The organism is Humibacter sp. (assembly GCF_051954055.1).
Lineage (GTDB): Bacteria > Actinomycetota > Actinomycetes > Actinomycetales > Microbacteriaceae > Humibacter.
Genome location: NZ_JBQCIE010000019.1, coordinates 64761 through 73499, shown reverse-complemented (window position 1 = coordinate 73499; position 8739 = coordinate 64761). Strand labels below are relative to the sequence as shown.

Here is an 8739-nt window from a genome sequence, read left to right as displayed (position 1 = left end):
GATGATCGCCGTCGCGCTCGTCGACCTGCAGAAGACGTTCGCGCTCGGCATCGCCGAGGCCACCTGGGTCATCACGGCGTTCTACCTCGCGTCGGCCGCCGGTCAGCCGCTGATGGGACGACTCGGCGACCGGTTCGGACCCCGCCGCCTGTTCATCTTCGGCATGTCCGTCGTCATCGCGGTGAGCGCCCTGACGCCGTTCGCGCCCTCGTTCGCGCTCGTCTGCGTCGGCCGCGTCGGGCTCGCCATCGGAACGGCCACTGCATTCCCGTCGGCCGTCGCGATGGTGCGACCGCTGAGCGCGCAGTCCGGGGTGTCCTCTCCGCGGCTGCTCGGACGCATCCAGATCGCCAACACGGCAGGCGCAGCGGTGGGGCCCGTGCTCGGCGGGCTACTGGTGAGCACGCTCGGCTGGCAGGCCATCTTCGCCGTGAATGTCCCGCTGGCCGCGCTGTCGCTGATCGGCACGAGGATCCTCGCCCCCGCGGATGCCCCACGCCGCGCGCAGCGGTTCCGCACGCTGGTCGCACAGTCCGACATCCCGGGCGTCGCCCTCTTCATCGGGATGCTCGTGGCCCTGCTGGTGTTCCTGCTCGGTCTCCAGACGTCGCCGACCTGGTGGCTGCTCGCGGTCGCCGTGCTCGCGGGCGCGGGGTTCGTGTGGCGGGAGCTGACGGCATCCGTTCCGTTCATCGACCTGCGGCTGCTGGCCGCCAACCGCTCGCTGATGATGGTGTACCTGTGCTTCGCGGTCTTCAACCTTGTGTACTACACGGCGTTCTTCGGCTTGCCGCAGCTGCTGCAGGAGCACGGCGGCTACAACGCAGGCATCACCGGGCTGCTGATGTTCCCGCTCGCGGCAGTGACCATCGGCCTCACGCCGCTCGGCGCTCGCTGGATCGAGTCACGCGGCCTGCGCTTCACGCTCATCGTCGGCGGACTCGGCCTGATCGTCGGTGCCGCGCTGCTGTCGATCGCCGGCCTGACGCAGACGCCGATCGCGATCCTGCTCATCACCGCCGCGATGGGCGCCCCGTACTGCGTGGTGAGCATCGCGATGAGCCAAGCGCTGTACGCGTCCGCCTCGCCGAAGGATGTCGGTGTCGCCGCGGGCATCCTGCAGACATCGCGATATGTCGGAGCGATCCTCGCCACGACCGTGCTCGGCGCCATCTTCGTGAACGGGTCCGGGTCGGACGCCGTTCCGCAGTGGCTCACGATCGTCGCGATCGCGACCGGGCTGGCGATCGCGCACGCGGTCCTACTGTCCACGTGGCATCCGCGGAGTTACGAGGAGCCTGACGCGGCCTGAGCATGCAGGTGGGTCGGCCGACTGCTCGGATCAGGGTGAAGTCGCTTCGGCGAGCGCGTTGATGCGCGTCGCGAACGCTTCGAGCGACTCGTGCGCGGGGGGCTCGTGCGGGCGGTTGAGATGACCGTGCACCGTGTTCGGCTCAGTGGAGACGTCGACATTCACGCCGGCGTCGCGCAGCTTTGTAGCGAAGGCCTCCCCCGAGACACGCAGTTCGTCGGTGTCGCTGTTGATCATGACCGTGGACGGAAACCGTGCAAGCTGCTCCGTGGTCGCCAGGCCCGGCACCGCATAGACCGGAGCGTCGCCGCCGGGAACTTGGTCCAACGGGCCGCCCAAGTAGTTCTGATACATGAGAGCGACCCAGGCGGGCTTGAAGATCGACACTTCCGGGTTCGGATGCGCGTCGAGCGCCGCACGGAGTTCGGCGTCAGGTGCGGGCTGAACGGCCAGCAAGGTCGGATACGCGAGAGCGACGAGGGCTGGGACCGGCCCGCCTTCGTGCGTTAGGCGCAGCGCCGATCCCGCGGCGATGTTCGCGCCCGCGCTGGCGCCTCCTATGGCCCACGGACCGTCGGCGAGGTCCGATCCCACGGCCCAACGGAATGCGAAGACGGTTTCGTCCACGGCCACCGGGTAGTGCACTCCGTGGGGCACGACCTCCCTGCCCAGGGGCAGGGCTCGCTCCGGTGGCCACGGTGCCAGAGCGTAATCGACCGAGACGACAAGGATGCCTCGCTGCGCGAGACTACGCGATACCCAGTCGGCCTCTGGCATCTCGAGATCGCCGCCGGAGAAGCCGCCGCCATGCAGCCAGACGATAGCGGGCCCGGTCGGCGTGCCGGGGTGATACATGCGCACCCGGAGGTCGCCGTGCGGTCCCTCGAGCACGCGTTCTGAGGTATTCGACGAGCCCATCATCGGCCCTCGAGCGCATCGACGAACCACGACGTGATGGTGGTGGGGTGAGTGATCGCGGTGCCCACCACGACGGAGAACGCTCCCGCGTCGAGTGCCGCGCGAGCATCAGCGGGCGTGTGGATGCGGCCCTCCGCGACGAGCGGCACGCGCAGCCTCGGTGCGAGAGCAGCGATCAAGTCGAGATCGGGTCCGTGGGTCTTCTCGCGTTCACCGGTGTAACCGGCGAGGGTGGTTCCCACGATGTCGGCGCCGGCATCCTGCGCGGCGAGTGCGTCATCCGCGCTTCCGCAGTCGGCCATCACCAGTGCGTCGGTCTGCTCGTGCAGCGCCGCGATGGTCTCGGCCAGCGTGCGGCCGTCGGGCCGCGGTCGCCGCGTGCCGTCGATCGCGACGACATCCGAGCCGGCCTCGACGACCGCGAGCGCATCGTCGAGCGTCGGCGTGATGAAGACGTCGCCACCGGACACCTTCAACAACCCGATCACGGGCAGCCGCACCTGTGAGGCGATGAGACGGATGTCGTCGAGTCCCTGAGCACGGATGCCCGCTGCTCCGCCGCGCTCGGCCGCGAGCGCCATGCCGAGCATCGCTTCCGGAGTGCGCAGCGGTTCACCCGGGTATGCCTGGCAGGACACAACGAGCCTGCTGCGCAGTCGTTCGAGGAGGTCGGCCGATCGCTGGTCAGTCATCTCAGCTCGCGTACGGCCAGGTCTGCGGCACCGACGAGTGCGGCGTCCGGGCCGAGCTCGGCGGGAACTATCGGCACCGACTCCAGCGAGGGCATGGCATCCGCGCGGGCTGCGGCCAGGAGGGCATCCCACCAATGCTCGCCGGCACCGCTGAGGCCGCCTGCTACGACGACGACATCGGGGTCGACCGTGTTCACGAGGCCGCCGATCGCCGAGCCGAGAGCGGCGGCCGCCACGCGCACCGTCGCGGCTGCGGTCTGGTCGGTGTCGACCCTGGCGACGACGGCTCGAGCTTCGGCGGTCGTCGCGTCTCCACCTGCCCGCAGATAGGCCGCGTGCATGGCCGGGCCCGCTGCGATCGCCTCGAGGTGGCCGAGGCGGCCGCAAGAGCAGAGCAGGCCGGCCGCCGCGGGCGAGGGGATATGACCGAGGTGACCGGCAGCACCGTGTGCACCGAGGGCGGGCGCGCCATCCGTGACGATGGCTCCGCCGATCCCGGTTCCCGCGGCCACGACGAGCACCGTGTCTTTGCCACGGCCGGCGCCGCGCACGGCTTCGCCGACCGCGTGCGTGTGCACATCGTTCACCACGCGCACGGGCAGACGGAATGACTCGCGAAAGGCACCGGCGATGTCTGCGCCGGCCCAGGCTGCCAGAGTGCCCGTGGCCGAGCTCACGCGCCCGCGTCGGTCGATCACTCCGGCCGATCCGACACCGACCGCCGCGATCTCACTCTTCCCGGCAACCCCAGTGGCGAGACTCAGTGCTTCGTCCAGGATGCGCTCGCTCCCGTCCATTGCGGGCGTCGAAACCTCGCCGCGCTCCAGGATGCGCCCGTGTTCGTCAACGATAGCGGCGGCGATCTTCGTGCCACCGATATCGACCGCCAGTGCGAGCCGAGCCGTCATCTCACGCCACCGGAACGGCGAGCCCGGCGCGCTGAAGGTATCCGCCGATCGTCTCGAGCTCCGACTCGTTCAACTGCACCTGCGGGTCGGCAGTGCGACCGTTGTCGATCACGCCCTGGAGAGCGAGGCCCGCCTTGAAAGCGCCGATGGCCGAAGAGTTGCCCCCCATAGGCCGGCTGCGCGAGCCTACGTTGACGAAATCGAAGAGCATGATGAGACGCTCCTGCTCGCGACGCGCGGTCTCCCAGTCTCCGGACCGGGCGGCACGATAAAGGTTGACGTACCCGACCGGGTCGACGTTGCCGAGTCCCGGCACGACGCCGTCCACGCCGAACCAGAGTGCGGTGTCGACGAGCAGCTCACTGCCGGTGAAGATGCTGAAGTCATCGAAGCGTCCGTCGCCGCGTGCCTCCAGAACTAGGTAGCGCAGGCTCGCATCGTCTCCTGACGAGTCCTTGACACCGGCCAGCACGCCATCGGCAGCAAGGGACAGCACGAGGTCGCGTCCGAGCTTGCTCTGAACACAGGCGGGAATGTCGTATGCCCACAACGGGGTCGAACTCGCCTCCTTGATGAGGCGGAAGTGCCGATCGATCTCGACCGGATGCGTGCGCGTGTAGAACGGTGCAGTCGCCACGATGCCATCGACGCCGAGCTCGTCGGCGACCCGCACGTGCTCGAGAACACGCGGCGTCGTCGTGTCGATCACACCGGTGAGGATCGGCACCCGGGCGGCCACGTGCTCGACCGCCGTCTCCAGCACGAGCCGACGCTGATCGTTCGTGAGATAGACGACCTCGGAGCTGGAACCGAGTACGAACAGCCCGTCGACACCGCCATCGATCAGGTGGTCGAGAAGACGACGATACGAAGCGACATCCACCTCACCGGCCTCGGTGAGAGGCGTGCATACCGGGGGAACGACTCCGGTGAGCTTGGACATGGTGGTTCTCCTTGGTGCCTGGGCGGTGTGCTTGCGGCGTTGATGTGGTCGTAACGGTGGGTGGGAGACGGTGTCAGGCGTGCAGCAGACTCGGTGCGGCGCCGAGCAGCTTGCGCGTGTATGCGTCGTGGGGATCGTCGAAAACCTGCTCGGCATCCCCTCGTTCGACGATCACGCCGTCGTTCATGACGCAGATGGTGTCGGAGACGTGCCTGACGGTTTGGATGTCATGCGAGATGAAGACCATTCCGAGCCCGAGCTCGCGTTTGAGCTTGCCCAGCAGGTTGAGGATCTGCGCGCGCACCGAGACATCGAGGGCGCTCGTCGGTTCGTCGGCCACGATGATCTGTGGATCGAGTGCGAGGGCACGGGCGATCGCCACGCGCTGCCTCTGGCCGCCGGAGATCTGGGCGGGCACGACCGCTGCCGCACTCGGCGGCAGGCCGACGACATCCAGGAGCTCGTACGCTCGGGCCTCCCGGCTGCGACGGGTGCCGATGCCGTGCACTTGCATGGGGTCGAGGATCGTGTTCAATACGGTCATGCGCGGGTTCAGGGCTGTCGCCGGGTCTTGGAACACGACGCTCACCGCACGCCCGAAATCGGTGCGTCCCTTGCGTCCTCGCACGGGCTTTCCCCGGAAGAGCACGCTGCCTCCCGTAGGCTCCTGCAGGCCCACGATGACCTTCGCAAGGGTCGACTTTCCGCAGCCGGACTCTCCGACGATGCCTACGGTCTGGCCCACCGAGATGTCGAGATCGACCCCGCGCAGCGCGTTCACACTCCCGTGCTTGAACACGCTTCCACCTGTGCGGGTGCGGTACGTGACCTTCACGCCGCGCAGTTCGACGATGGGACTACTCATCGTGCCGCTCCGTTCGCCGGTGCCTTCTGCGCCTCTTCTTCCTCTTCCGCGATAAGCACCGCCTGGGGCGTCGGGATGACCCGTGCCGCGAACAGATGCTCCTCGGAACCCGGGATGGCCGCGAGCTCGGGCCGGATCGCGGGATCCGCGTTCGGGTCGAGCGAGCGTGGCGCGAACCTGTCACCCGACGGGAAGTCGATCGGCGACGGAACCGTGCCAGGTATCTGGTGCAGGATCTCAGCCTGGTCTTCAATCGAGAGCACGGAGCCGAGCAGGCCGCGAGTGTACTCGTGACGCGGGTCGAGCAGCAGGCTCCTGGTGGGCGCCGTCTCGACCACCTGACCCGCGTACATCACGGTGACGCGGTGCGCGAGGGATGCCACGAGCGCGAGATCGTGACTCACGAACACCATCGAGAAGCCGAGATCTTCGCGCAACCTGTCCAGCAGTTCGACGACCTGCTTCTGCACGGTCACGTCGAGCGCTGTGGTCGGCTCGTCGGCCACCACGAGCTTCGGGTCCCGGGTGAGCGCCATCGCGATCAGCACTCGCTGACGCTGACCCCCGGAGAGCTCGTGCGGGTAGCTGCTCAGCGTACGGACAGGATCCAGCCCGACGAGTTCGAGCAATTCCTCCGCACTGCGGGTGCCACCGCGGCTGGTCAACTGCTTCATCTGCGAACGGATCTTCATCGACGGGTTCAGGGAGCTGAGCGCGTCCTGGTAGATCATCGACATCTCGTGCCCGCGTAGCGCATTGCGCGCCCTCGGCGAGAGGGTGAGCAGGTCGACGCCGTTGAACAGGATCTTGCCGGTCACGTGGGCGGCGCGGGGCAGCAGCCCCATGATCGCCAGGCTCGTGATCGATTTGCCGCAGCCGGATTCACCCACCAGCGCCATGGTCTCCCCCGGGCGAACCGAGAAGCTCACGTCGTCGACGATCGGAATGTCGCCGTAGCGCTCCGGGAATCGGATGCTCAGGTTGCGCACCTCGATGACAGGCGCCTGAGTGCCCGTGTAGACCTTACGCGGTTCCCTGGCCAGCTCCACCTCCCGCAGCTTCGCAAGGTGCTCGTCGAGACTGAGCGCTCGGGCCGGTTCGGCATCCTTATCGCTGCGACCCGCGATGGCCTCCTCGGCTTCCTTGATGAGGTCGGCAGTGCGCTCGGGGGCGACGACCGGCGCATTCTTCCGCTTCTTGACCCGGCGCAGTGCGGGGTCGGCCATGGCATCCGTGACCCGCTCGGCGATGATGTTGAGACAGATCACAGTGAGCAGGATGAACAGGCCGGGGAACACGGTGGCCCACCAGCCGCCGGTGAACATCATCGCCCGGCCGTCCTGGATGACGTTTCCCCAGCTCGGCGTGGGCGGGCGGATGCCGGCACCCACGAACGACAGGCTCGCCTCGAACACGATGGCGTCGGCGACGAGCAACGTGGAGAACACCAGTACCGGGGCGGCGCAGTTGACGATCACATGCTTGGAGACGATCCACCAGGTGCGCGCACCGATGACCCTCTCGAACGCGACATAGTCCTCGCTGTACTGCTCCAGCACGTTCGCCCGCACCACGCGGGCCACCATCGGCATGTAGACGAAACCGATCGCGATGATGAGCGACGGGATGCTGCCGCCGAAGATCGTGACGAACAGTGCGGCCAGCGCGATGCCGGGGAACGCCATGATGATATCGAGGATGCGCATGATCACGCCGCCGCCCCACTTGGGCAGCGTGGCTGCGGCTGCACCGACGACGGCGCCGGCGATGAGCGAGATGGCGGCGGCTCCGAGGCCGATCGAGAGTGAGATGCGGCCGCCGTAGAGGATGCGGGACAAGATGTCGCGACCCTGCAGGTCCTGCCCGAACCAGTGCTGAAGGCTCGGCGCCGCGGAGGCCGTTCCGTGCTGCAGCTGCTCCGTCGTCAGCGGGTTCTGTGCGATCAGCGGTGCGAAGATGCACGCTAGGGCGAGGAGAACGATGAAGCCGAGGGAGATCCATCCCGACAGGCTCATCCCTCTCAGTCGCAGTCCCGGCTTGCTGAGGCGTTCCGTGGTCTTCTTGCGGAGGATCATCATGCTGCTGCGCTCCTCAGGCGTGGGTTCACGGCGAGGTAGAGGATGTCGACGATCATGTTGACGACGACGAAACCGATGGCGATCACGATGACGACGCCCTGCACCACGAACGGGTCGGAGTTGATGACGGAGTTGATCATGGTCTGGCCCATGCCGGGGAGCGCGAACGTGGTCTCGATGATGACCGCGCCGCCGATGAGGTACCCGATCTGCAGGCCGAGCACCGTGAGCGGGTTGATCAATGCGTTGCGCAGCACGTTGCGCCCGACGACGACGATGCGGGGAAGCCCGTTGCCCATCGCCGTCCGCACGTAGTCGCGGTCGAGTTCCTCGACCATCGACGTACGCACGATTCGAGCGAGAGCGCCGGCGATCGGCAGCGCGAGCGAGACCATCGGCAGCACCATGTAGAGGAAGAACTGACCGAGGTTCTGCTGCGGGTTCACGTATCCGCTCGGCGGGAAGATCTTGACGTCGACCGAGAACCACTGCACGAGAAGCAGGGCGACCCAGAACGAGGGAGCGGCGACGAACGCGAGCGTCGCGAACCGGATCACCTTGTCGGGCCAGCGATCCCGGAACAGGGCGCCGGTGATGCCCAGAAGCAGCGCCAGTACCACGGCGACCAGGATGCCCAGGCCGGTCAGCTGCAGCGTCAGCGGCAGCGCCGTTCCGATGATCTGGGTGACCGGCTGGTGGTTGAGCAGGCTATAGCCGAGGTTGCCACGGAAGACGTCCGCGACGAAGTAGAAGTACTGCACGATGAGGGGTTGGTCGAGGCCGTTCTCGTGCCGGAACTGCGCGATCTGGGCCGGCGTCGGGTTGCCGCCTTGACCAGCTAGTGCCGCAATGGCCGGGTCCGCGCCCGAGAACTTCATCACGATGAAGACGAACAGGATGACGCCGAGCAGCAGTGGGATCAGCAGCAGGATGCGCTGGATGATCAATCTGACGAATAGTGCCACGGGAGCTCCGATGGTGCAGGAGGTGAAGGGAGGGCGACACGCAGAGTCGGGCCGCCCT

8 protein-coding genes are annotated in these 8739 nt (G+C 67.4%); 1 reads left to right on the top strand and 7 read right to left on the bottom strand.

Features of this window, described 5'->3' with window-relative positions:
* Window positions 1-1312: MFS transporter (locus ACTHNC_RS02400; RefSeq protein ID WP_440292994.1), on the top strand; the 1312-nt coding region annotated here is incomplete at its 5' end.
* Window positions 1313-1342: 30 nt separating this feature from the next.
* Here ACTHNC_RS02400 and ACTHNC_RS02395 read toward each other — a convergent pair.
* The 7 genes from ACTHNC_RS02395 to ACTHNC_RS02365 form a co-directional block, all read right to left on the bottom strand.
* Window positions 1343-2230, bottom strand: a complete 888-nt coding sequence (locus tag ACTHNC_RS02395; protein WP_440292993.1) for an alpha/beta hydrolase fold domain-containing protein — start codon at window positions 2228-2230, stop codon at window positions 1343-1345.
* On the bottom strand, window positions 2230-2922 hold the full coding sequence (locus ACTHNC_RS02390; protein ID WP_440292992.1) for an N-acetylmannosamine-6-phosphate 2-epimerase: 693 nt from the start codon (window positions 2920-2922) through the stop codon (window positions 2230-2232). Before ACTHNC_RS02390 ends, ACTHNC_RS02395 begins: the two co-directional genes overlap by 1 nt.
* Window positions 2919-3830, bottom strand: a complete 912-nt coding sequence (locus ACTHNC_RS02385; RefSeq protein ID WP_440292991.1) for an ROK family protein — start codon at window positions 3828-3830, stop codon at window positions 2919-2921. The genes ACTHNC_RS02390 and ACTHNC_RS02385 overlap by 4 nt, the downstream gene beginning before the upstream one ends.
* 1 nt (window position 3831) lies before the next feature.
* The gene (locus ACTHNC_RS02380) at window positions 3832-4773 is read right to left on the bottom strand and encodes a dihydrodipicolinate synthase family protein (protein WP_440292990.1); all 942 of its coding nucleotides are present in this window, start codon (window positions 4771-4773) and stop codon (window positions 3832-3834) included.
* 73 nt (window positions 4774-4846) lie between these two features.
* Complete coding sequence (locus ACTHNC_RS02375; protein WP_440292989.1) at window positions 4847-5638, bottom strand: ABC transporter ATP-binding protein; 792 nt, start codon at window positions 5636-5638, stop codon at window positions 4847-4849.
* Window positions 5635-7716: a dipeptide/oligopeptide/nickel ABC transporter permease/ATP-binding protein gene (locus ACTHNC_RS02370; protein ID WP_440292988.1), complete on the bottom strand. Its 2082-nt coding sequence runs from the start codon at window positions 7714-7716 to the stop codon at window positions 5635-5637. The genes ACTHNC_RS02375 and ACTHNC_RS02370 overlap by 4 nt, the downstream gene beginning before the upstream one ends.
* Window positions 7713-8681, bottom strand: coding sequence for an ABC transporter permease (locus ACTHNC_RS02365; RefSeq protein ID WP_440292987.1), 969 nt, complete (start codon window positions 8679-8681; stop codon window positions 7713-7715). Before ACTHNC_RS02365 ends, ACTHNC_RS02370 begins: the two co-directional genes overlap by 4 nt.
* Between the last annotated feature and the right edge of the window lie 58 nt (window positions 8682-8739).

Excerpts from the sequence above, each read along its gene's own strand:
- ACTHNC_RS02395 (WP_440292993.1), bottom strand. The coding sequence starts at position 2,230 with ATGGGCTCGTCGAATACCTCAGAACGCGTGCTCGAGGGACCGCACGGC.
- ACTHNC_RS02390 (WP_440292992.1), bottom strand. The coding sequence starts at position 2,922 with ATGACTGACCAGCGATCGGCCGACCTCCTCGAACGACTGCGCAGCAGG.
- ACTHNC_RS02385 (WP_440292991.1), bottom strand. The coding sequence starts at position 3,830 with ATGACGGCTCGGCTCGCACTGGCGGTCGATATCGGTGGCACGAAGATC.
- ACTHNC_RS02380 (WP_440292990.1), bottom strand. The coding sequence starts at position 4,773 with ATGTCCAAGCTCACCGGAGTCGTTCCCCCGGTATGCACGCCTCTCACC.
- ACTHNC_RS02375 (WP_440292989.1), bottom strand. The coding sequence starts at position 5,638 with ATGAGTAGTCCCATCGTCGAACTGCGCGGCGTGAAGGTCACGTACCGC.
- ACTHNC_RS02370 (WP_440292988.1), bottom strand. The coding sequence starts at position 7,716 with ATGATGATCCTCCGCAAGAAGACCACGGAACGCCTCAGCAAGCCGGGA.